Source organism: Microbacterium sp. JC 701 (assembly GCF_021026215.1).
Taxonomy (GTDB): Bacteria; Actinomycetota; Actinomycetes; order Actinomycetales; family Microbacteriaceae; genus Microbacterium; species Microbacterium algihabitans.
In genome coordinates this window covers 13,018-34,522 of record NZ_JAJNCV010000003.1, presented here as the reverse complement: position 1 = coordinate 34,522, position 21,505 = coordinate 13,018, and the positions used below count along the sequence as shown (strand labels likewise).

The window sequence follows — 21,505 nt, the reverse complement described above, 5'->3', positions numbered from 1 at the left end:
TCTTGGTTGGTGTCGGATGCCGGGCCTCAGCCGCGGCGTCCTCCGCTGACGAACTTCCGCCAGAGGCTCTGGGTGTTGCCGCGGGTCGCGGCGGTGCGGCGCACCTGGTCGACGTAGACGGCGGTGATCAGCACCGCGCCGACAGCGACCTGCTGCCAGAAGGGCTGCACGCCGGTGATGACGAAGCCGTTCTGCAGGACGGCCGGGATGAAGAGGCCGACCACGGTGCCGAAGATCGTGCCGACCCCGCCGAAGAGCGAGGTCCCGCCGATGACCACGGCCGCGATCACGTTCAGGTTGGTCTGCGACTGCCCCGCGATCGCGGTGGTCGAGAACTGCGAGAGGGCCAGGATGCCGGCGAGTCCGGCGAGCGCTCCCGACAGCGTGTAGACCGAGATGAGGTGACGGTCGACCTTGACGCCGACGCGGCGGGCGGCGAGCTCGCTGGAGCCGACGGCGTAGGTGTAGAGGCCGAACTTGGTGAAGTGCAGCACGATCGCGCCGATGACGACGACGACGAGCGCGATGACGCTGATGATGGGCAGCGACCCGAACACGTTGCCGTAACCGATCGAGACGGTCAGCACGGTGGGGACGTCGCGGATGTCGACGCCGCCGGTGAGGATCTGCGCGAGACCCAGAGCCATGCCGAGCGAGCCCAGCGTGACGATGAGCGGCGGGATCTTGGCCTTCGCGATGAGGAAGCCGTTGAGCAGGCCCCAGCACACGCCGCTGAGGATCGACACGATGATGCCGACGGTCGCCACTCCCCAGCCTTCGCCGCCGAGGGCGCGCATCGTCAGGGCCGACACGACGCCCGAGAACACCAGCACCGAGCCGACCGAGAGGTCGATGCCCGAGGTGATGATGATGTAGGTCATGCCGACGCCCAGGACCGCGAGGATCGAGGCGTTCTGGATGATGAGGCGGAAGTTCGACCACTGGGCGAACGAGTCCGGCGCCAGCGCGCTGAAGATCAGCACGATGACGATGAGGATGATGAGGATCTGGAAGGCCTGCGCCTTGAGCAGCCCCAGGAAGAAGTTGGGCTTGGTGTCCTCGAACGTGCCGATGGCGACGGTCTCGGTGGGAGGGGTCTTGGTGCTCATTTGGAGTCGTCCTTCGTGACGGCGCCGGTCATGAGCCCGACGAGTTCTTCCATGGAGGTGTTCTTCGCGTCGACGTTGGCCACGCGGGTGCCCAGGCGCAGCACCTGGATGCGGTCGCAGACCTCCATCACGTGCGGCATGGAGTGCGAGATGAGCACGACGGCGATGCCCTTGTCGCGCACGCGGCGGATCGTCTCGAGCACGTTCTTGGTCTGACGCACGCCGAGGGCGGCCGTGGGCTCGTCGAGGAAGACGAGGCGACCGGCCCAGTGCACGGCGCGGGCGATCGCGATGGCCTGGCGCTGACCGCCCGACATCTCGCCCACGGGCGACGACAGCGATCGCACCGTCGCGCCGAGCTCGTCGAACGCGGCCCGTGAGGCGACGGCCATCTCCTTGGTCTTCATGAAGCCCAGGGCACCGGCGAGGCCGGGGCGGCGGATCTCGCGGCCGAGGTACATGTTCTGCACCGGGTCGAGGTGAGGGGCGAGCGCGAGGTCCTGGTAGACCGTCTCGATCCCGAGCGACGACGCCACCTGCGGGTTCGACATCTCGATGGGCTTGCCGTCGAAGAGGATCTCGCCCTCGTCGACCGCGAGATTGCCCGAGAGGGCCTTCACGAGCGTCGACTTGCCGGCGCCGTTGTCGCCGATGAGGGCCGTCACTTCTCCGGGGTAGACCTCGAAGTCGACGTTGTGGAGGGCGCGGACGGATCCGAACTGACGTGACAGGCCACGGGCCTGCAGCACCGGGACGGTCGTGCTGACTGACGACATCGTCAGCTCCTTTCAGGGGTGGGGGTGAGAGAGGCGAGCACGGCGGAACGGTGCTCCGCCGGGTCGAGCGATGACGAGAGGAAGGTGTTCGCGACGTCGGCGAAGGATCCGGATGCCGTGGCCCCGGCGGACCGCGCGGCGAAGGCGGCGAAGAGCGCGGCGCCGTAGGCCGTGCCCTCGTCGTGGGTCGAGACGGTGACCTCGGGCAGCAGCGCGGAGCGCGAGCGCACCACCGACGCCATCGACGACCAGCCGCCGGTCAGCACCGTGGAGGTCGGGGGTGCGACCTCGCGATCCATCACCGCCATCAGCTCGGAGAGCATGTCGTTGCCGTGGCGCAGGCTCGCCGCGAACAGGTCGGCGGGGCTCAGCCCGTCGCTCTGCGCGACGATCTTCAGCACACCGTCGTCGTTGCGCGCCCCCGATACGGCGAGACCGGCGTCCGAGACGGTGCCGAGCACGGGCAGCGCCATCGCCTCGTCGTCGATGCGCGTGCGCCCCACGGTATCCGTGATGCCGAGCAGCTGCAGCACGCGCCGCATGAGCAGGCCCGACTTCGTGCCCGCCAGCAGCACGTACTTGCCGGGGATGACGTGGCGCACGCAGTTGATGCCGGCGTGGGCGAGGCGCTCGCGCGCGTCGAAGGGCAGGGTGTCGTCGAGTACGCGCACGAGCGCCTCGGCGGTGCCCATCGAGTCGTAGAGCTGGCCGGTGTGCGTGGCGCCGACGGCGACCGCCGAGACGAGGTGGTCGTGACCGGCGACGGTCAGGGCCGCACCGCGGAAGCCCGCGGGCATGTCGGGATCGGTGAGGGTGCCGACCGGTTCTCCCGCGCTGACGAGGGTGCCGAGGATGCTCTCGTCGACTCCGAGCACGTCGAGCGCCGCCTGCCAGGGGGTGCTGTCGTCCTGGTCGATCAGCCCGGTGCGCGAGACGAGCGAGTACTCCGCGACGCGGGGTCCGCCGAGTGCGTGCACGACGAACTCGGGGACGTTCAGGAACGTGGTGCCCGCGAGCGGGATGCCCTGCTCGCGCAGGTGCAGCAGCTTGGCGATGGATGCCAGCGGCCCGACCGGCAGTCCGGTGCGACCGGGGAACTCGGCGCGGAAGGACTCGGGGGTCGACATGATCTGCGCCGCCCCGCGCGGGTCGAACCACGCCATGATCGGCGCGAGCGCGGAGCCCTGCTCATCGAGCAGCACCCCCGCCTCGGCCATGCCCGAGACCCCGAGCGCGACGACGCGGTAGCCCTCGTCGAGGCGCGCGTCGGCCTCGGCGGCGAGGTCGCGCACGACGGCGATCGCCTCGGCCGCGGTCATCTCGGCCCGACCGTGGTCGAGGTTGGTCCACGGCGAGCGGCGGCTGACGACGAGCACCTGGCGCCCCTCGGGGGTGGCGACCAGCAGCTTGGTGCTGGTCGAGCCCATGTCGATCCCGACGACGTACTCGCTCATCGCACGTCACCGCCGCGGAGGGTTCCGGGCCAGCCGGCGCCGGGGGCGGCGACGAGGATCTCGGCCCCGCCCGTGAGGCGCCATGCGCCGAAGGCGTGCGGCACGGCGTAGACCTGTCCGCGCTCGACGTCGACGCTGCCGGCGTCCGACACCAGGGCGCCCGCTCCCTCGCGCACCAGCACGACCGAGAAGCCGGCCGCGTGCGCCACCGTGTCTCCTGCGGCGTCGAAGAGGCGGAAATAGGGGTCGGCGGCATCCGGCAGCAGAGAACGAAACGCGGGTCCCGCCGGGCTCGTGCCGGAGGTGCCGACCAGGGCGTCGAGCGCGTCGGCGTCGAGCTTCTCAGTCGAGACGGCGGGCATGACGGCGTCGAAGCCGAGCTCGAGGTGCGATTCCTCGCGCGTCGAGGTCGTCACCGACCACTCCAGCAGGATCGAGAAGTCGGTGGGTTCCTGCACCTCGGCGACGAAGATGCCCCCGTCGATGGCGTGCACGGTGCCGGCGGGCACGAGCACTCCCATGCCGGGGCGCACGACGACGCGGTTCATGTGGGCGAGCATCCACTCGCTGTCCTGGGCGTCGCGGCGGCGGTCGAGCTCGTCGCGGTCGACGCTCTCGTTCCATCCGACGTACACGGCGCAGTCGTCCTCGGTCTCGAGCACGTACCAGGCCTCGGTCTTGCCGTAGGGGCAGTCCAGGTGCGACGAGGCGAATCCGCGGTCGGGGTGCACGTGAACGGGGAGGCGCTGCCGCGCGTCGAGGAGCTTGACCAGGATGCCGAGGTCTGCGGCATCCCGTCCGCTGCGCGCTCCCACCCAGGCGGCGCGATCGGCGGTCACGAGGTCGCGCAGGAACTCTCCGCCGTCGGTGACGGCCAGGCCGATCTCGTCGGAGCCGAAGCGCGAGACGGTGGAGCCGAGCCACTCCTCGGGCTGACGGTCGGTCTCGGGCACGATGCCGCGGAGGGCGGCGATGCGGTCGCCCCCGCGGTAGAAGTGCTGCACGGGATTGGGGGGCAGCAGGACGGGCTTCATCGCGTCGCTCCGATCGGGTCGAGGGGGAAGGAGGGGGTGACCTCACCCGATCCACGCGGGACCAGACGGGTGGGGACGACGGTTCGGGTGGGCTCCGCGTCAGGGTGCACCGCGAGTTCGCGCAGGCGATGGAAGGCCGCGGCGCCCATGAGACGCGGGTCGTGGTCGACGTAGGTGATTCCGGGCTCGAGCACCTCGGCGAGGGTGAAGTCGCCGAACGAGACGAGCGCCGGCATCCGCAGGCCGCGGGCGCGGATCGCCTGCACCGTGCCGATCGCGGCGAGGCTGGTGGCGCACAGCAGGGCGGTGGGCGCGTCGGCACGTTCGAGCAGCCGTGAGGCCTCGGCCGCCTCCCCCGCCTGGAAGCGCTCGTGCGTGACGACGAGCGAGGGGTCGAACGGCACGCCCGCCGCTTCGAGGGCCGAACGGTAGCCGGCCAGGCGGTCGCTGACGGTGGGGTACGGCACGTCTTCGCCCATGAAGGCCACGCGGCGGTGTCCGTGCGAGAGGAGTGCCGCGGTCGCCTCGGCCGCCGCTCCGAAGTCGTCGATGACGACCGCGTCGATGCCCGAACGCGAGCGGTCGACGGTGACGACGGGGAAGCGGGTGCGCAGCCCCGCGAGGGTGGCCGCCCCCACCTCGACGGGGGCGACGACGAGGCCGGCCAGGCGGTGGCCGGTCAGGCGTTCGAGCTGCGTGCGCTCGCGGGCCGCGTCGTAGCCGGTGCTGGCGAAGATGACGCTGAGCCCCTCGGCGACCGCGAGCTCTTCGACCACGCTGACGAAGGCGGCGAAGAACGGGTCGCTGATCGCATCGATGAGGATGCCGATCGTGTCGGCCGCCTGGCGCTTGAGCTCGCGGGCGCTGCGGTCGGGCACGAAGCCGAGGTCGCGTACGGTCCGCATGACCTTGTCGCGGGTGACGGGGAGGACCCCGGTCTCGGCGTTGATGACGCGGGAGACGGTCTTGGGGCTCACGCCCGCGGCGATCGCGACGTCGATGAGGCGAGCGCGCGGACGGGCCGGCGCGGCCTCGGCGACCGCTGCGGCGGCCACCAGTTCATCGTGCGTCATCGCATCCTCGACATCGTTGTCATTTCGGGGCGGATCCCTCGGGTGGGTTCCGATGGAGTCATCCTGGGGCTCCTCGGACAACGTTGTCAAGTCTCGGATCGATCACGGATGACATCGATGTCGAGACCGAGCCCCCACGACGAGCCGGGGGCGAGCGCCCGCAGGAGCCCCGCCTCGCGCGCCGCGCCGCGGCCGTGGATCGTCACCGCCGTCGCCGGCTCGACACCGAGGACGAGACCGTCATCCTGCGCCACGCGCCACTGGAACATCGCCGGCAGCGCCGTCGTGTCGAAGGAGATCCGGATGCCGAGCCCCGACGCCGCGACCACCTCGGCACTCACGCGACGATCGCTCGGCAGCTCGTGCCGGAACACCTGTTCGGGGTACTCCGCGACGGGCGCCGGGAACTCCGCCCAGCACTCGATGCCCGCTTCGGCAGCCGCATCGCGGGGCACCACGCGCTCCGCGGGAGACCGCAGCACGGTGCCGGCGTCGACCAGCGGCCAGCCGAGGTTCACGTGGTACAGCACCATCGGCTCCACCGGGCGCGACCCGCGGTTGACGATCTCGTCGCGCAACTCGATCCGCCCCTCGCCCAGCGGCACGCGCAGGCACCGCCGCAGCTCCAGGTGCGCACCGAGCACCGTCGCCTCGGTCACGGTCGCCTCGATCACCACGGCATCCGCCTGCACCTCCGCCCGGGTGACGGATGCCGACAGCCCGCTGTACCGCCCGTGCTGCGGATGCTCCCCCTCGGCGTCGGCCGACGGCGGGCCGAACGACAGCAGACCGCACGTGGTCACGAGTCCCCCGCCGAACGCCGCCCCGAAGCCCGCCGTCCCCGGCCGCGGCCACCCGGTCGGCGACATCCAGGCCAACGGCACACCGCGGTGACGCACTTGCCCGAGGTCGAGCCCGCGGTCGGGCAGCAGCTCGATGTCGAGGTCGCCCGCGATCACGCGCAGACGCCGGGTTCCGGCATCCGGTCCGTCACTGCGCACCGAGGCCTCCACCGCCGCGATCTGCGCCGTGGAGCCCGCGCGCCCGAGCGCTTCGTCGATCGATCGTCCGTACAGCTCACCCATGAGCCCCGCCTTCCTCGCCGTTGCGACGCTCACGCTATCAATGTTTGACAACGTTGTCTTGCTCCCCGCATACTGACCGTCGAGCGCAGAGCCGCGCCCCGACACGACGCTTCGGAGACCCACACCCCATGTCGAAACCCCGCCTCAATCGCCTCTTCAACGCCCGATCCGGTCGCGCGTTCGACGTCGCCGTCGACCACGGCGCGTTCCACGAGTACAACTTCCTCACCGGCATCGAAGACATGGCGAAGACCGTCGCGACACTCGTCGACGCCGGCCCCGACGCCGTGCAGCTCACCCTCGGCCAGGCCCCGTTGCTGCAGGCGTTCCCCGGCAAGCAGAAGCCCGGGCTCGTGTTGCGCACCGACATCGCCAACGTCTACGGCGACCCGCTCGAGATGCCGCTGCACAGCATCCACGTTCCGGATGCCATCGAGGTCGCCGTGCGTCTCGACGCGGTGGCCGTATGCGTCAACCTCCTCGACCTCCCCGGCGAACCGCAGGTGCGCGAGCAGTGCATCCGCTCGATCCTGGCGCTGCGCACCGACGCCGAGAAGTACGGGATGCCGCTCATGATCGAGCCGCTCGTCATGCAGACCAAGCCCGGCTCGGGCGGGTACGGGGTCGACGGCGACACCGCCAAAGTCATCACCCTCGTGCGCCAGGCGCGCGAGCTCGGAGCCGACCTCATCAAGGCCGACCCCACCGACGACATCGCCGAGTATCACCGGGTCATCCAGGCCGCGGGCGACACCCCGCTGCTGGTCCGCGGCGGCGGGCGCGTCGACGACCGCACGCTGCTCGAGCGCACCCAGGCCGTCCTCGAGCAGGGCGCGCGCGGCATCGTCTACGGACGCAACGTCATCCAGCACCACGACCCGGCCGGCATCACCGCCGCCCTGATGGCCGTCGTGCACGACGACGCCTCGGTCGACGACGCCCTCGCCCTCATCGGCGCCCCCGCGGAAGGAGACCGCGCATGACCGGCAAGAAGATCGGCGTCGGCATCATCGGCGGCGGCCTCATGGGCCGCGAGATCGCGGCGGCGCTGCGACGCTGGCCCGCCCTCATCGACCACCCGGCCGAGCCCGAGCTCGTCGCCGTCTGCGACATCAACCCGGCGGCGTTGGAGTTCTTCGAGCGCATCGACACGGTGCAGCTGACCACGACCGACCATCACGAACTGCTCGCCGATCCCCGCGTCGACGTCGTCTACATCGCGGTGCGCCACGACCTGCACGAGCGTCTCTACGTCGACACCGTGCGCGCGGGCAAGGCGCTGCTGGCCGAGAAGCCGTTCGGCATCGACCGCGCCGCCGCCGACGCGGTCGTGGCCGCAATCGAGGAGAACCCGCAGTCGTTCGTGCGCGTCTCGAGCGAGATGCCGTTCTTCCCCGGCGCCCAGTGGGCCGTCGACTACGTGCGGGCGGGCGGCCTCGGCCGCATCGTCGAGGCGAAGTGCACCTTCCTGCACTCCAGCGACATCGACGTGAACAAGCCCCTCAACTGGAAGCGGCAGAAGCAGTTCTGCGGCGACGCGGGGGTTCTCAACGACCTCGGCATGCACACGTGGCACGTGCCGCTGCGCCTGGGATGGGCGCCCGAGAAGGTCGTCGGCATCCTGCAGGACATCGTCACCGAGCGCCCCGGCCCCGACGGGTCGCCGCAGCCCTGCGACACGTGGGACAACGCCGTGATCCACTCGTGGTCGCGCCACGAGGGCGCCCCGTTCCCCCTCACCACCGAGACCAAGCGCATCGCGCCGGGTCAGAAGAACACGTGGGAGTTCGAGGCGATCGGCATGTCGGGCGGGGTGCGCTTCAGCACCAAGAACCCCAAGAAGGTCGAGGTGTTCGCCTTCGTCGACGTGCCCGGCTTGGGCCGCGAGCAGAGCTGGCAGAGCGTGGATGCCGGGAGCCAGTCCGTCTGGCCCACGGTGACCGGCCCCAACTTCGAGTCGGGCTTCTCCGACGCCATCCTCCAGATGTGGGCGGCCTTCCTGGCCGAGTACCTGGGCGAGCTGGGCGACGGCTTCGGCTGCGTGCGTCCCGAAGAGGCCGCGCTCACGCACCGCCTGTTCGCCGCCGCGATCGCCTCGCACGAGACGGGCGCACTGGTCGCTCCCGAGGCCTGATCGCGCGACGTGAGGGCCCGGACGCGCCACCGGGCCCCACGTCACCGGTCGAAGACGGCCCCACTCCCTATGCTCGAAGGATGCCGTCGCTTCACGGCAGTCCGAGGAGACGCATGCGCAAGACCGGCCGGCCCACGATGATCGACGTCGCCGCCGACGCCGGCGTCAGCCTGAAGACGGTCTCGCGGGTCGTGAACGGGGAGTCGGGTGTCGACCCGGCGATGATCGAACGCGTGCGCGCGTCGATCGCGCGACTCGGATACCACCGCAACTCCCTCGCCGCGAGCCTCCGCTCCGGCAACCGCGACACGATCGGCTTCATCGCCGCCGACCTGTCGAACACCTTCTACATGGCCGTCGCCGCAGCGGTCTCCCAGGTCGCCACCCGCGAGCGCATGCACGTGGTGATGGCTTCGAGCGAAGAAGACGCCGACCTCGAGCGCACTCTCGCCCTCGACATGTGCCAACGCCAGGTGGGCGGTCTCATCGTGGTCCCCACCGCGGCCGACCACTCCTACCTCGCCCGTGAGGTCGAGCTCGGAACGCCGGTGGTCTTCCTCGACCGCCCCGGCAGCGGCATCCCGGCCGACGCGATCCTGCTCGACAACCGCGGCGGGGCGCGCGACGCCGTGGCCGAACTGCTCGCGGCGGGTCACCGCCGCATCGCCGTGCTGCTCGACGCGCCCTCCATCTACACGATGGCCGAGCGCCGTGAGGGTGTGCGCGACGCCTTCGCCGCAGCGGGGCGCGCGCTCGATCCCGCCCTCGTCGTCGAGGGGCTGCACACCCCCGCCGACGCGCGTGACGCGATGGAGCGCCTGCTCGACTCCGCCGACCCGCCCACCGCGGTGTTCGGCACCAACAACCGCCTCACCATCGGTGCGCTCGAGACGATCCTGCCGCGCGGTGCCGACGTCGCCATCGCCGGGTTCGACGACTTCGAGCTGTCGCGCCTGTTGCCCCGCCGCATCCGCCTCGTCGATTACGACGTCGCCGATCTGGGCGCCCGCGCGACCGAGACCCTCCTCGCCCGGGGCGCCGACCCGGCCACCGGCTCGCACACGCAGCTGGTTCCCACGCGCCTCGTCGATCGCGGGGGCGTGCGCTGATCCGCACCCCCTTCGAAGGGTGACCTGCGGGGTGAAGTAGACCGGGCCTCGCCCCGGGCGTCGCCCTCGCGTGCCGCACCGCGCCGCGTACCCCCGCAGACTGGGGGCTCCCACCACCGACGCAGGAGCACGCACAATGGGCGATTCCCCTCCCCCCTCCGGGGTCTGGACGCCCGTGGCCCTCGGGGCGCTCGACGTGCGCTCCGACGACACGGCGCCCGGTGGTCCCGAAGTGCTCCTCGCCCCGGTCGTCCCCGGCGATGCCTTCTGCCTGGTCGGCGACGGGGCGGCGCTGTGGCGGCGCCTCGTCGCGCAGGGCTCCGTGCACCACGCCAACCTCTCCGCCGACGAACGCGAGCTCATCGATCGCATGAGAGACCTGCACATCGTCGACGCCGACCCCCGCCACCGGTGGGCGGTCACCCACCTCCCCCGCCCCACGCTGTCGTCGCCCACCCACGAACTCGTCTACGCCGTCACCGCTCGTGTCGCCGAGTCGCACGGCATCCGGTGCGTCTTCATCAAGGGCCCGGCGCTGAAGAGCCAGGGGCTGCGCGAACGGGAGCACTCGGGCGACGTCGACGTGTGGTGCGACCCCGACCGCTGGGACGATCTCGCTGCGGCGCTCGAGCCGTGGGGGTGGACCCGAGAACCCGACCCGTGGCGTGGGACGCCCGTGCACCACACCGCCACGATGACCCCCGCCCGCTGGGGCTGCGAGATCGACGTGCACCGCCGCCTGCCGGGCCTGACGAGAGACGATCGCGACGCGTTCGCCGCCCTCACCGCCCGCACCTCCGCCGTCCGCTACGCCGGGGTGGAGGTGCGGGTGCCCGACGTCGCCGCGCACGCCGTGCTCGCCGCCGTCCACGCCGTGCGGCCCGAGATCGGTGCGGGTCCCCGCTCGGAACGCGCCTCCGCGCTCGCGACGACGATGCTCGCCGCCGCGCCCACCACCCTCGACAGCGCCGTCGCGCTCGGCGCGGTCGAGGTGTTGCGCACCGAGATCGCCGCGGTCACGCAGACCCCCCTCCCGCCGCGCGACGGAGCCCGACCGCACGACTGGGAGTGGCGAGGTCGGCCCGACCGACTCCGCGCGTACTGGACGGCCCTGCAGACCTTGCCGCCGATGTTGCGCCTGCGCGTGGGGCTGCGCCTGATCTGGCCCGACGACGACGTCGCGCTCGCCTCCGAACGACGCGCCGGGCGCCCCGTCACCACGGCCGCGGCCGCGAGGCGGAGCCGCCTGACCCGCGGCGTGCGGGAGTGGCTCCGGCGCTCGTCGCGCCGCTGAGCCCCGACCCCGCCCGCGTCAGCGGCGCATCGCGCGCAGGGCCGAGCGCGACATCGCCTCGCGCGGCATCGACGCGATCGCCTGGGCGAACTGCGCCCGGTCGTCGCGGTCGATCCAGTGCCGGGCGGCCAGCACGAACAGCGGCAGCACCGCCGACGACGACAGCGGCCCCCATCCGAGCATCCCGAACGGCGTCTCGGTGACGCCGATGACGACCAGACCGAGCACGAACGCGACGCCCACCGCCTGCTGCCGTCGATCGGTGTCGCGCAGGCTCGAGACGAACGCCACGACGATGACGGCGGCCCAGGCGGCCAGGGTGACGGCGCCGCCCATCACGAGCGTGGTCAGCACCAGGTTGTGGCCGTGACTCGCGGCGCTCGAGAGCGCGTTCGACAGCATCGCGTAGTTGTCGGCGTACCAGTGGGCGCCGAGGCCGAAGAGCCAATGGCCGCCCAGCTCGTCGCGGTTGAACATCCAGATGGCGCCGCGGAACGTGTAGGCCTCAGGGTCGGTCTCGGTCAAGGGCACGCGCACGCAGGTGATGCACGCTGCGATGAGTCCCACCACGGCGGCGACGCGGAAGGCGGGCTGCGGCAGCACGCGCGACAGGGCGATGACGGCGAGCACGACCACGGCCCCGGCGAGCGCGGTGCGCGACGAGGTGAGCACCAGGGCCCACGCGATCACCCCGATGAGCGGCCACCGCACCCACCACCGACGTGCGGTGAAGGCGAACGGCAGGGCGAGCGCCAGGAACATGCCGAACACGTTCGCGTTCGAGAAGATGCCCGACAGCAGCGACGTCCCGGTGAGCGACTTCTCGAAGGTCTCGGAACCGCCCGAGATGAACACCTTCGAGGGGTCGAGGTACGACAGGGCGATCGCGGCCGCAGCGACCAGGGCACCCAGGTATCCCAGGATGCCGAGATCCCTCGGTTTCACCCGCGCTATCACCAGCAGGGTGCCCACGGCGGAGGTGATGAGCAGGCCCAGCGTGGGCTCCCGCCCGTGCACGAGCTCGTTCGCCGCGAGCACCAGACCCGGCGCGACGACCAGCAGCAGGCTCTCGCCCGTGACCTTCGAGAACAGCAGCATGAGCAAGAGCAGTCCCACCGCGAGGATCGGCACCGCGATGCTCAGCGCGTCGACGAGCGCCACCACCAGCGGGTTGGAGGCGGTCTTGCCCTCTTTGTAGTGCTGGCGGTCGATGAGGGCCGTTTCGACGACGGCCGGCACGACCGAATACGCCCAGACGACGATGACCGCCGTCCAGCGCAGCGCCCGCGAGTTCACCCACCCCTTCTCGGGCCTGCCGGGGGCGCGACCGAGGGTCGCGGGGCTGGTTAGCGTGCTCACGGCCGACACAGTACAACTCGAGGAGCTCCCCGTGATCCCCACCGATGTCACCGCTCCTCGCCGAGGGGCGGCGCTGCTGCTCCTCGGCGCCCAGTGGGGTCGGTACGTCGCACAGATCCTCGGCATCGTCGTCCTCGCCCGACTGGTCGGGCCGGCCGACTTCGGCATCGTCGCCCTGGCGGCCTCGGTCGCGGGACTCGCGGCGGTGCTCGGTGACTTCGGTCTGAGCATGGCGGCCCTTCGTGCTCCGACACTCTCCGATGCGCAGCGGACGAACCTGTTCTGGATGAACACCGGCATCGGTCTCGCGGCGACGGGCGTGGTGCTGGCGGTGGCCCAGCCGTTCGCGGCCGCCTTCGACGATCCGCGCCTGGTCGCGGTCATGTGCCTGTTGGCGCCGGCGTTCGCGCTCCGCTCGGCGAGCGCGCAGCTGCGCGTCGAGCTCAACAGATCGGGACGGTACGGACGTCTCGCGGCGAGCGAGCTCTGCGGCGACCTGTCGGGTCTGGTCGGAGCCGTCGTCCTCGCGCTCCTCGGCGGCGGGTATCTCGCCCTCGCCCTGCAGGGCACGATCGCGGCGGGCGTCACCCTCGTGCTGTCGCTGATCCTCACGCCGTGGCGTCCCGGGCTGCCGCGGCGCGGAGCCGCGATGGGCCCGTTGCTGACCTTCGGCGGCAACACCTTCCTGGTGCACGTGCTGAACTACGCCGCGACCAACGTGGGCACGGTGTCGGTCGCGCGGGTGGCGAGCGATCAGGTGATCGGTTTGTTCAACAGGGCGACCCAGCTGGTGAACCTCCCGATCGATCAGCTCATCACTCCGCTCACGCGGGTGGTCATCCCCGGTCTCGCGGATGCCGAGGACACCGCCGAACTGCAGCGCCGGCTCGTGCGCCACCAGACGCTGCTCTGCTACCCGACGCTCGCATACCTCAGCCTCTTCGTCGCCACCGCGTATCCCGCGCTCGACCTCGTCCTCGGCTCCGCGTGGACCGGCGCCGCGCCGTTCGTCCCCATCCTGGCGGCCGGGGCGCTGTTCCAGATCCTCGGCTACCCGCAGTACTGGGCCTTCGTGTCGACGGGGCGATCCGGGCTGTTGCTGTTCTCGGAGATCAGCGGACGCGTGGCGACGATCGCGCTCGCCGTGGTCGTCGCCCCGGTCGGGCCGGCCGCGGTGGCCGGCGCCATCGCGCTCGGGCAGTTCCTGCTGTGGGGCGTCGCCGCGGTGTTCTTCCTCCCCCGCACGGGCGTCTCGTCGGCGGCCCTCCTGCGCGCGGCGATCCGGCCGATCGTCGTCTTCGCCGTCGCCCTGGGGGTGGGCCTCGCCATCTCGACGCTCGTTTTCACCTCCCTCCCCTCGCTCCCCCGCCTGCTCGGCGTCGGTGGCGTCTGGGTCATCGTCGTGATCGCACTGCTGCTGGCGATGTGCCGACGCGACCTTCGCGTGTTCGGGGGCTTCATCCGACGCCGCTGAGGGGACTCCCGCCGGCTCGACCACTCGTCGGGAAGGCCTCGAGATGACCATCGTGAACGCCCGGTTCCTGACCCAGGGGACCACGGGGATCCAACGCTTCGCCACCGAGATCACGCGCGAGCTCCTCGGCATCCGCGACGACATCACTCTCGCCGTCCCCGCGGGCGACGTCGACGACGCGGGGCTCGACCCCTCGCGCATCCAGACGGTCGGGCGCTTCACGGGTCACGCGTGGGAGCAGATCGACCTCCCGCGCTTCGCGCGGCGTCGCGGCGAGATGCTGCTGAACCTCACGAGCACGGGCCCCATGTGGCACCGCCCGCAGATCTCCACGCTGCACGACATCACGTGGATCCGTCACCCCGACAGCTTCAGCCGTCGCTTCCGGGCCCTCTATTCGGTCGTAGTTCCCCGCGTCGTCGCGCACAGCGAGCGCATGATCACCGTGAGCGAGTTCTCCCGCGGCGAGATCTCGCGGCGGTTCGGCGTGCCCGCCGATCATTTCGCCGTCGTCCCCAACAGCGCGCAGAACATCCTCGCGCTGGCGCCCATGCCGTCGACGCCCTCGAGCCGCCCGTACCTGCTGGCCGTCTCCTCGCCCAACCGGCACAAGAACGTCGCCCGCATGCTCGACGCGTTCGCGGTCTTCGCCCGGACGCACCCCGAGGTCGAACTCCGCGTCGTGGGAAGCCAGACCAACAGCTTCGCGCGGCAGCAGTTCGACACCGCCGATGCGCGGGTGCGCTTCCTCGGCCGGGTCGACGACGCCGAACTCGCCGGCCTGTACCGCGGAGCGCTCGCCTTCGTCTTCCCCTCGCTCTACGAGGGCTTCGGCATCCCGCCGATCGAGGCGCAGATGTGCGGCTGCCCCGTCATCGCGGCGCGTGCCGCCTCGCTCCCCGAGGTACTCGGCGACTCCGCGCTGTACGTCGATCCGCTCGACGTCGACGACATCGCCGCGGCCATGTCCCGTGTCGCCGACGACGAGGGCATCCGCGCGCGGCTGATCTCCGCCGGTGAGTTCAACGCCCGACGCTTCTCGTGGCGGGAGTCCGCGCAGAAGGTCAGCGATCTGCTCGACGAGCACTCCGGCATCCGCCCCACCCGCTTGCGCGGTGCGGCGCTCCGATAGCTCGACCGTCGCGCCCGTCAAGGGCGGTGTCCGCGCGGCGGATGCTGCCTAACGTCGGGGCATGACCAACGATCGCGACCAGCTGACCTTCGACAACCCCGTCACCCGCTACGCCCGCGTCGAACCGCCCATCCAGCACCAGCCCGAGCCCGGCGTCCAGGCCGACATGACTCCGGTCCCCGATCTGGGCGAGAAGACCTACCGCGGTCTCGGCCGTCTGGTCGGCCGCAAGGCGCTCATCACCGGCGGCGACTCCGGCATCGGCGGAGCCGTGGCCATCGCCTTCGCGCGCGAAGGGGCCGATGTGGCCATCGTGCACCTGCCCGACGAGCAGCGCGACGCCGACCACGTGCTCGACCAGGTTCGGGATGCCGGCCGCACCGGCGTCTCGATCGCCACCGACATCACCGACCCGGCCGCGTGCCGCGAGCTGGTCGAACGTGCGGCCGCGGCTCTCGGCGGCCTCGACATCGTGGTCAACAACGCGGGCAAGCAGGTGATGGTCGACAAGGTCGACGACCTGTCGGACGAGCAGTTCGAACTCACGTTCCGCACGAACGTCTTCGCGCCCTTCTGGATCACGAAGGCGGCGCTCGCGCACCTGCCCGCGGGCGGCACGATCATCAACACCGCGTCGCTCGAGGCCTACGTCCCCGCGCCCGACCGGCTCGACTACGCCGCCACCAAGGCCGCGATCAACAATCTGTCGAAGGGCCTCGCTCAGCAGCTCGCGTCACGCGGCATCCGGGTCAACGTCGTCGCCCCCGGGCCCACGTGGTCGGCACTGCAGGTGAGCCAGGGCGTCTCCGACGACCAGATGGAGCACTTCGACGACGAGAGCACCTACCAGCGGGCCGGCCAGCCCGCCGAGATCGCGCCCGCGTTCGTCTTCCTCGCCTCGGCCGAGTCGAGCTACGTCTCGGGCGAGACGCTGAACGTCAACGGCGGCATGGTCACGCCCTGAGGTCCGCTCCGACGCCCCGGCCCGCCTCGCGCGGCCGGGGCGTCCGTGCGCGCTCCCACGCCCGGCGCCGTCGCCGCACGACCCTCCCGAGCCCGACCCTCGACGACGCGGCCCGGGCGCTTGCGCAAAACCCGTCGATCCGCAAGCGACCCGTGTCGGGTGGGCGGGTGCGGGAGCGTGAGTGCATGCCCACCGACACCGCTCCCGCCCCCGGCGGGGCGCCCCTCACCCTGTACATGCTCCACGCGCTGGGCGCGAGCGCCGGCTCGTTCGACCGCCTCGCCGACGAGCTCGCGGGGGTCATGCACGTCGTCGGCATCGATCTCCCCGGCTTCGGCTCCGCCGCGAGCGCTCCCGACGCCACCGTCGACGAGACCGTCGACCATGTCATCCACCGCCTCGCCGCACACGCGCGGGGGCCGTGGATGCTCGGCGGACACAGCATGGGCGGCAAGATCGCCGCTCTCGTGGCCTCCCGCGTCCTGCGCGGCGATGCGCCCCTCTTCGGACTGCGGGGCATGGTGCTCATGGCCCCGTCCCCGCCCCGCCCCGAGCCCATGGACGAGGAACGCCGGGCGCTCATGCTCTCGTGGGTCGACGACGGCGCGATCTCCGAGGCGGATGCCGAGACCTTCATCGACCAGAACACCGCCGAGCCGCTCGACGCCGGGGCGCAGTCGCTCGCCCTCGCCGACCTGCGTCGCACCTCCCCCACGGCGTGGCGCGCCTGGCTCGAGACCGGCAGCCGGGTGGACGCGACGGCTGCGGTCGGCACGCTCGATGTGCCCGCCCTCGTGATCGCCGGCGCCGACGACGCCGACCTCGGAGCCTCCGCGCAGCCCGAGCTCCTGGCATCCGTCTACCCCCGGGCGCACTTCGTGACGCTCGAGGCCACCGGACACATGATCCCCCTCGAGCGGCACCTCGACGCGGCAGCGGCCATCTCGCGCTTCGTCGCCGAAGAGGTCGGCGTCGGTCCGGTCGTCCCCGACGAGTGGGTCGAGCTCATCCGCAGCGAGCGGGTCGACGCGCGCGTGCGCGGTGCCCTCGCCCGTCGCGCGCTCCCCGACGACCACGGCTACGCCCCCGCGGTGCTCGACATGGCGCAGCTGACGCTCCTTCGTGAGATCGCCGACCTCGTCGTCCCGCAGGAGGGGCCGGCCATAGACATCGCCGCCCGCGTCGACGCCCAGTTGGCGCGCGGCGAGGGCGACGGGTGGCGCAACGCCGACCTGCCCGGCGACCCCGAGGCATACCGTCGCGGGCTCGACACGCTGGCCGCCGCCTGGCCCACCGATCCGTCGGAGCGCAGCGACCGTCTGAAAGCCGCCATCGAGGGCGACTCCGACCTCGACGGCCCCCTCGACGCCGCCCAGCTGAAGGCGTGGCTCGAAGACGCGCGCAACGACCTCGTGCGCCAGTGGCTCGCCCACCCCGCGAGCATGGCGCGCGTCGGCTACGACGGGTTCGCCACCGGCGGCCGCCCCATGCGGGGGTACGTCGAGCTGCGTCTCGGGCGCCGCGAAGACTGGGAGCCGGCGAACGTCGGCGGCACGATCGCGACGGGAGACGCGGCATGAACCTCGAAGCGATGCGCACCTTCACCGACGACGAGATCGTCGACGTGGTGGTGATCGGAACCGGAGCCGGCGGAGCGCCCCTGACCGCCGAGCTCGCGCGCAAGGGACTCACCGTCGTCGCGCTCGAGGCCGGACGGCACTTCTCGCTCGACGACCTCACGCCCGACGAGACCGAGGCCGTCGAGATCAACTGGATGTCGGAGCGCCTCAGCGGCGGAGACGACCCGACCGCGTTCGGCCCCAACAACAGTGGGCGCGGCGTGGGCGGCTCGATGCTGCACTGGGGCGCGTTCACCCCTCGTCCCGACCGACGCGACCTCGCCCTGAAGACCGAATCGGGCGTCGGCCGCGACTGGCCCATCGACCCCGATGAACTGCTGTCGTACGTCGAGCGCGTCGAGGGCGACATCGGCGTCTCGGGGCCGTCCCCCTACCCCTGGGATCTGAGTCGCACCTACGCATACGCCCCGGCGAAGCGCAACGCTCCCGCGAACCTCGTGGCCAAGGGCTGCGACGCCCTCGGTGTGCGCTGGGCCGACGCGCCGGCCGCCGTGCTCACCCGCGCCCGGCTGCAGGACCACCACGGCGAGCGCGGGGCGTGCGTCAACTGCGGCGAGTGCCACCAGGGATGCCGGGTGGATGCCAAGGCGTCCACCGCCAACACGTACCTGCCCGCGGCCGTGGCATCCGGTGCCGAGATCCGCAGCGAGGCGATGGTGCACGGTATCGAGCTCGACGCCCGCGGCCTCGTCGAGGCCGTCGTCTACCGCAAGGGCGGCGTCGATCGTCGTCAGCGGTGCCGCGCCCTCGTGCTCGCCGGCGGCGGTGTCGAGACGCCGCGCCTGCTGCTGCACACCGGCCTCGCCAACGACAACGGCCAGGTGGGCCGCAACTTCCTCGCGCACGGTGCGACGCAGGTGTGGGGCCGGTTCGACGAGCCGGTGCGCGGGCATCGCGGATACCCGTCGTCGCTCATCAGCGAAGACATGATGCGCCCGGCCGACGCCGACTTCGCCGGCGGCTACCTCGTGCAGAGTCTCGGGGTCATGCCGTTGACGTTCTCGACCACCCTCGTGCGCGGCGGAGGCCTCTGGGGTCCCGAGCTCATGCAGCGTCTCGATCAGGCGAGGTTCATGGCCGGCATCGGTATCAACGCCGACTGCCTGCCCTCCGACGACAACCGCCTCGAGCTGGTCGACGAACTCGACGAGTTCGGTATCCCGCGCGCACGAGTCACGTTCACCGCCGGCGACAACGAGAAGGCGATCGACAAGCACGCGACGGCGTTCATGCTGCGCGTGATGGAGGCCGCCGGAGCGCGCGAGACGATGGTCCTCGCCCGCACCGCGCACACGATCGGCACGTGCCGCATGTCCGACGACCCATCCGACGGCGTGGTCGACGCCGACGGCCGGTCGCACGAGATCCCGAACCTGTGGATCTGCGACAACTCGGTCTTCCCCTCGGCGATCGCCGCCAACCCCGCGCTGACGATCATGGCCCTGTCGCTGCGCACGGCCGATCGCTTCCTCGCCTCCGCCGCCGCCTGACCCCCGGTCACTCGGCCGGGCACACCCGTCGAGCGTCCACGGCTCTCCGTTCGAAGCCCCTCGAGCGCGGCGTGTCGTGGACGCTCAACGCGATGCCGCTCGACACGGGAGAATGGATGCCATGAAGCTCGAGCACCTCGTCCGGTTCGCCGCCCTCGCTGAGGAGCTGCATTTCCCGCGCGCGGCCGAGAAGCTGCGCATCCCCCTCGCCTCGTTGTACACGACCGTCGACAAGCTCGAAGAGGAGGTGGGGCAGCCGCTCATCTCGCGAACCCCGCCGACCCAGCTCACCCCGGCCGGCCGACTGCTCCTCGAGGAGGCGCACCACCGCATCGCCGACGCTCCTCCCGCCCCGCCCCGGCAGAAGGCCCCTGGCGGCGGCAAGGCGAAGGCCAGCAAGGGCAAGGGCCGCGCCCCGATCGTGAAGGGCGAGCCGAAACCCTACAAGAAGCGCCAGGGCCGCTGACCCCGCCCCTTCCTCCGCATGAACGCGCGCTTGTCGCGTTCCCGCGAGTGAAAGCGCTTATGCCTGGAGTTCGGTGACCCGACCGGCCTCGACCCGCCAGCGGCGGTCGGTCTGCACCGCGGCGAGCATGCGCCGATCGTGCGTGACGAGCAGCAGCGTGCCGGTGTACGACTCCAACGCCTGCTCGAGCTGCTCGATCGCCGGCAGGTCGAGGTGGTTGGTGGGCTCGTCGAGCACGAGCACGTTGACGCCCCGCGCCTGCAGCAGCGCCAGTCCGGCGCGCGTGCGCTCCCCCGGAGACAACTCGTCGACCGGGCGGGTGACGTGATCGGCCTTGAGCCCGAACTTCGCCAGCAGCGTGCGCACCTCGCCCGCGTTCATCTCGGGGACGAATCCCTCGAAGGTCTCGGCCAGCGGACGCCCGCCGACCAGCAGCGATCGCGCCTGGTCGATCTCGCCGATCGCCACGCTCGAGCCCAGCGACGCCGATCCCTCGTCGGGGCTCTGACGGCCCAGGATGCCGCGCAGCAGCGTCGACTTCCCGGCGCCGTTCGGCCCGGTGATGCCGATGCGCTCCCCCGCGTTGACCTGCAGCGAGACCGGCCCGAGCGTGAAGTCGCCCTGGCGGAAGACCGCGCCCGACAGCGTCGACACGACCGAGCTGGAGCGCGGTGCCGAGCCGATCGTGAACTCGAGCTGCCACTCCTTGCGCGGCTCCTCGACCTCATCGAGGCGCGCGATGCGGCTCTCCATCTGACGCACTTTCTGCGCCTGCTTCTCGCTCGACTCCGTTGCCGCCTTGCGGCGGATCTTGTCGTTGTCGGGTGACTTCTTCATCGCGTTGCGCACACCCTGACTCGACCACTCGCGCTGCGTGCGGGCGCGCGAGACGAGATCGGCCTTCGTGTCGGCGTACTCCTCGTACTTCTCCCGCGCGTGACGGCGCAGGGTCGCGCGTTCCTCGAGGTAGGCGTCGTAGCCGCCTCCGTAGACGCGGTGGGAGTTCTGCGCGAGGTCGAGCTCGAGCACCCGGGTCACCGAGCGGGCGAGGAACTCGCGGTCGTGACTGACCAGGACGACCCCGCCACGGAGTCCCTTCACGAAGGTCTCGAGCCGCTCGAGTCCGTCGAGGTCCAGGTCGTTGGTCGGCTCGTCGAGGAGCGCGATGTCGAAACGCGAGAGCAGCAGAGCCGCCAGCCCGACGCGCGCCGCCTGGCCTCCGGAGAGGCCGGTCATCTCGGCATCCGGTCCCACCTCCAGGCCCAGGTCGGCGAGCACGATCGGCACCCGCTCGTCGAGGTCGGCCGCGCCGCTCGCGAGCCAGCGCTCGAGGGCCGTGGCGTAGGCGTCGTCGGCGCCCACGATCGAGGCGTCGCCGAGGGCCGCCGCCGTGGCATCCATCTCCCTCGTCGCCTCCGCGCACCCGGTGCGGCGGGCGATGTACTGCGCGACGGTCTCGCCCGCGACGCGCTCGTGCTCCTGCGGGAGCCAGCCGACGAACGCATCGCTCGGCGCGAGGCTGATCGATCCGCCCTGCGGCTCGTCGACGCCGGCGAGCAGACGCAGCAGCGTGGACTTTCCCGCGCCGTTCGCCCCGACCACGCCGATCACGTCGCCCGGCGCGACGGTGAGGTCGACGCCGTTGAAGAGCGTGCGGTGTCCGTGGCCCCCGGCGAGGCCCTGCGCGACGAGGGTGGCGGTCATCCCTCTAGTGTCTCAGGCCGCCCCGCCCCCGACCCGCACCCCCCGAGGCCCCTGAGCCCGTCGAAGGGACCGGACACACCCAGGTCCCCGAGCCCGTCGAAGGACCCGAACACACCCAGGTCCCCGAGCCCGTCGAAGGACCCGAACACACCCAGGTCCCCGAGCCCGTCGAAGGACCCGAACACACCCAGGTCCCCGAGCCCGTCGA

The 21,505-nt window shown here is 71.6% G+C and carries 19 protein-coding genes; 10 read left to right on the top strand and 9 right to left on the bottom strand.

The window, feature by feature from the left end; translation table 11 throughout:
- Positions 1-26 precede the first annotated feature (26 nt).
- The 6 genes from LPW41_RS11990 to LPW41_RS11965 form a co-directional block, all read right to left on the bottom strand.
- Entirely contained in the window at positions 27-1,109 is a 1,083-nt protein-coding gene (locus LPW41_RS11990) for an ABC transporter permease (RefSeq protein ID WP_144832108.1), read from the bottom strand.
- Positions 1,106-1,885: an ATP-binding cassette domain-containing protein gene (locus LPW41_RS11985; protein WP_154097221.1), complete on the bottom strand. Its 780-nt coding sequence runs from the start codon at positions 1,883-1,885 to the stop codon at positions 1,106-1,108. Before LPW41_RS11985 ends, LPW41_RS11990 begins: the two co-directional genes overlap by 4 nt.
- 2 nt (positions 1,886-1,887) lie before the next feature.
- Positions 1,888-3,339 carry an L-fuculokinase gene (locus tag LPW41_RS11980; protein WP_230704964.1) on the bottom strand — a complete coding sequence of 484 codons (1,452 nt, stop codon included), beginning with the start codon at positions 3,337-3,339 and terminating at the stop codon, positions 1,888-1,890.
- A complete protein-coding gene (locus LPW41_RS11975) occupies positions 3,336-4,373 on the bottom strand; it encodes a class I mannose-6-phosphate isomerase (protein WP_230704963.1) in 1,038 nt (345 codons plus the stop codon). The genes LPW41_RS11980 and LPW41_RS11975 overlap by 4 nt, the downstream gene beginning before the upstream one ends.
- Entirely contained in the window at positions 4,370-5,446 is a 1,077-nt protein-coding gene (locus LPW41_RS11970; RefSeq protein ID WP_144832097.1) for a LacI family DNA-binding transcriptional regulator, read from the bottom strand. The genes LPW41_RS11975 and LPW41_RS11970 overlap by 4 nt, the downstream gene beginning before the upstream one ends.
- Before the next feature lie 86 nt (positions 5,447-5,532).
- Entirely contained in the window at positions 5,533-6,564 is a 1,032-nt protein-coding gene (locus LPW41_RS11965; RefSeq protein ID WP_230704962.1) for an aldose 1-epimerase family protein, read from the bottom strand.
- A 95-nt stretch (positions 6,565-6,659) separates the two neighbouring features.
- Between LPW41_RS11965 and LPW41_RS11960 the strand changes: the two genes are divergently transcribed.
- The 4 genes from LPW41_RS11960 to LPW41_RS11945 all read left to right on the top strand — a co-directional run bounded on the left by LPW41_RS11960 (position 6,660) and on the right by LPW41_RS11945 (position 11,068).
- Positions 6,660-7,514, top strand: coding sequence for a class I fructose-bisphosphate aldolase (locus LPW41_RS11960; protein ID WP_144832091.1), 855 nt, complete (start codon positions 6,660-6,662; stop codon positions 7,512-7,514).
- Complete coding sequence (locus LPW41_RS11955) at positions 7,511-8,665, top strand: Gfo/Idh/MocA family protein (RefSeq protein ID WP_230704961.1); 1,155 nt, start codon at positions 7,511-7,513, stop codon at positions 8,663-8,665. The genes LPW41_RS11960 and LPW41_RS11955 overlap by 4 nt, the downstream gene beginning before the upstream one ends.
- Positions 8,666-8,778: 113 nt before the next feature.
- On the top strand, positions 8,779-9,774 hold the full coding sequence (locus LPW41_RS11950; protein ID WP_144832086.1) for a LacI family DNA-binding transcriptional regulator: 996 nt from the start codon (positions 8,779-8,781) through the stop codon (positions 9,772-9,774).
- Between the two features lie 136 nt (positions 9,775-9,910).
- A complete protein-coding gene (locus tag LPW41_RS11945; RefSeq protein WP_230704960.1) occupies positions 9,911-11,068 on the top strand; it encodes a nucleotidyltransferase family protein in 1,158 nt (385 codons plus the stop codon).
- A gap of 18 nt (positions 11,069-11,086) precedes the next feature.
- Here LPW41_RS11945 and LPW41_RS11940 read toward each other — a convergent pair whose 3' ends face one another.
- Complete coding sequence (locus tag LPW41_RS11940; protein WP_230704959.1) at positions 11,087-12,427, bottom strand: O-antigen ligase; 1,341 nt, start codon at positions 12,425-12,427, stop codon at positions 11,087-11,089.
- Between the two features lie 31 nt (positions 12,428-12,458).
- Between LPW41_RS11940 and LPW41_RS11935 the strand changes: the two genes are divergently transcribed.
- From LPW41_RS11935 to LPW41_RS11910, 6 genes are all read left to right on the top strand, one after another.
- Positions 12,459-13,901, top strand: a complete 1,443-nt coding sequence (locus LPW41_RS11935) for a lipopolysaccharide biosynthesis protein (RefSeq protein ID WP_187358453.1) — start codon at positions 12,459-12,461, stop codon at positions 13,899-13,901.
- A 43-nt stretch (positions 13,902-13,944) separates the two neighbouring features.
- Positions 13,945-15,033: a glycosyltransferase family 1 protein gene (locus tag LPW41_RS11930; RefSeq protein WP_230704958.1), complete on the top strand. Its 1,089-nt coding sequence runs from the start codon at positions 13,945-13,947 to the stop codon at positions 15,031-15,033.
- Between the two features lie 61 nt (positions 15,034-15,094).
- Positions 15,095-15,997, top strand: coding sequence for an SDR family oxidoreductase (locus LPW41_RS11925; protein WP_230704957.1), 903 nt, complete (start codon positions 15,095-15,097; stop codon positions 15,995-15,997).
- 185 nt (positions 15,998-16,182) lie between these two features.
- Positions 16,183-17,577 (top strand): alpha/beta fold hydrolase, encoded by a 1,395-nt coding sequence (locus tag LPW41_RS11920; RefSeq protein ID WP_230704956.1) that lies wholly within the window; start codon positions 16,183-16,185, stop codon positions 17,575-17,577.
- Positions 17,574-19,127 carry a GMC family oxidoreductase gene (locus tag LPW41_RS11915; RefSeq protein WP_230704955.1) on the top strand — a complete coding sequence of 518 codons (1,554 nt, stop codon included), beginning with the start codon at positions 17,574-17,576 and terminating at the stop codon, positions 19,125-19,127. Before LPW41_RS11920 ends, LPW41_RS11915 begins: the two co-directional genes overlap by 4 nt.
- Positions 19,128-19,248: 121 nt before the next feature.
- Positions 19,249-19,593, top strand: coding sequence for a LysR family transcriptional regulator (locus LPW41_RS11910; RefSeq protein ID WP_144832061.1), 345 nt, complete (start codon positions 19,249-19,251; stop codon positions 19,591-19,593).
- A gap of 57 nt (positions 19,594-19,650) precedes the next feature.
- On the opposite strand, the gene LPW41_RS11905 is transcribed toward LPW41_RS11910, so the two are convergent.
- Positions 19,651-21,297: an ABC-F family ATP-binding cassette domain-containing protein gene (locus LPW41_RS11905; protein WP_230704954.1), complete on the bottom strand. Its 1,647-nt coding sequence runs from the start codon at positions 21,295-21,297 to the stop codon at positions 19,651-19,653.
- Positions 21,294-21,505 (bottom strand): hypothetical protein (locus LPW41_RS11900; RefSeq protein WP_230704953.1); only part of this gene is annotated, 212 nt, incomplete at its 5' end. The genes LPW41_RS11900 and LPW41_RS11905, both read right to left, overlap by 4 nt.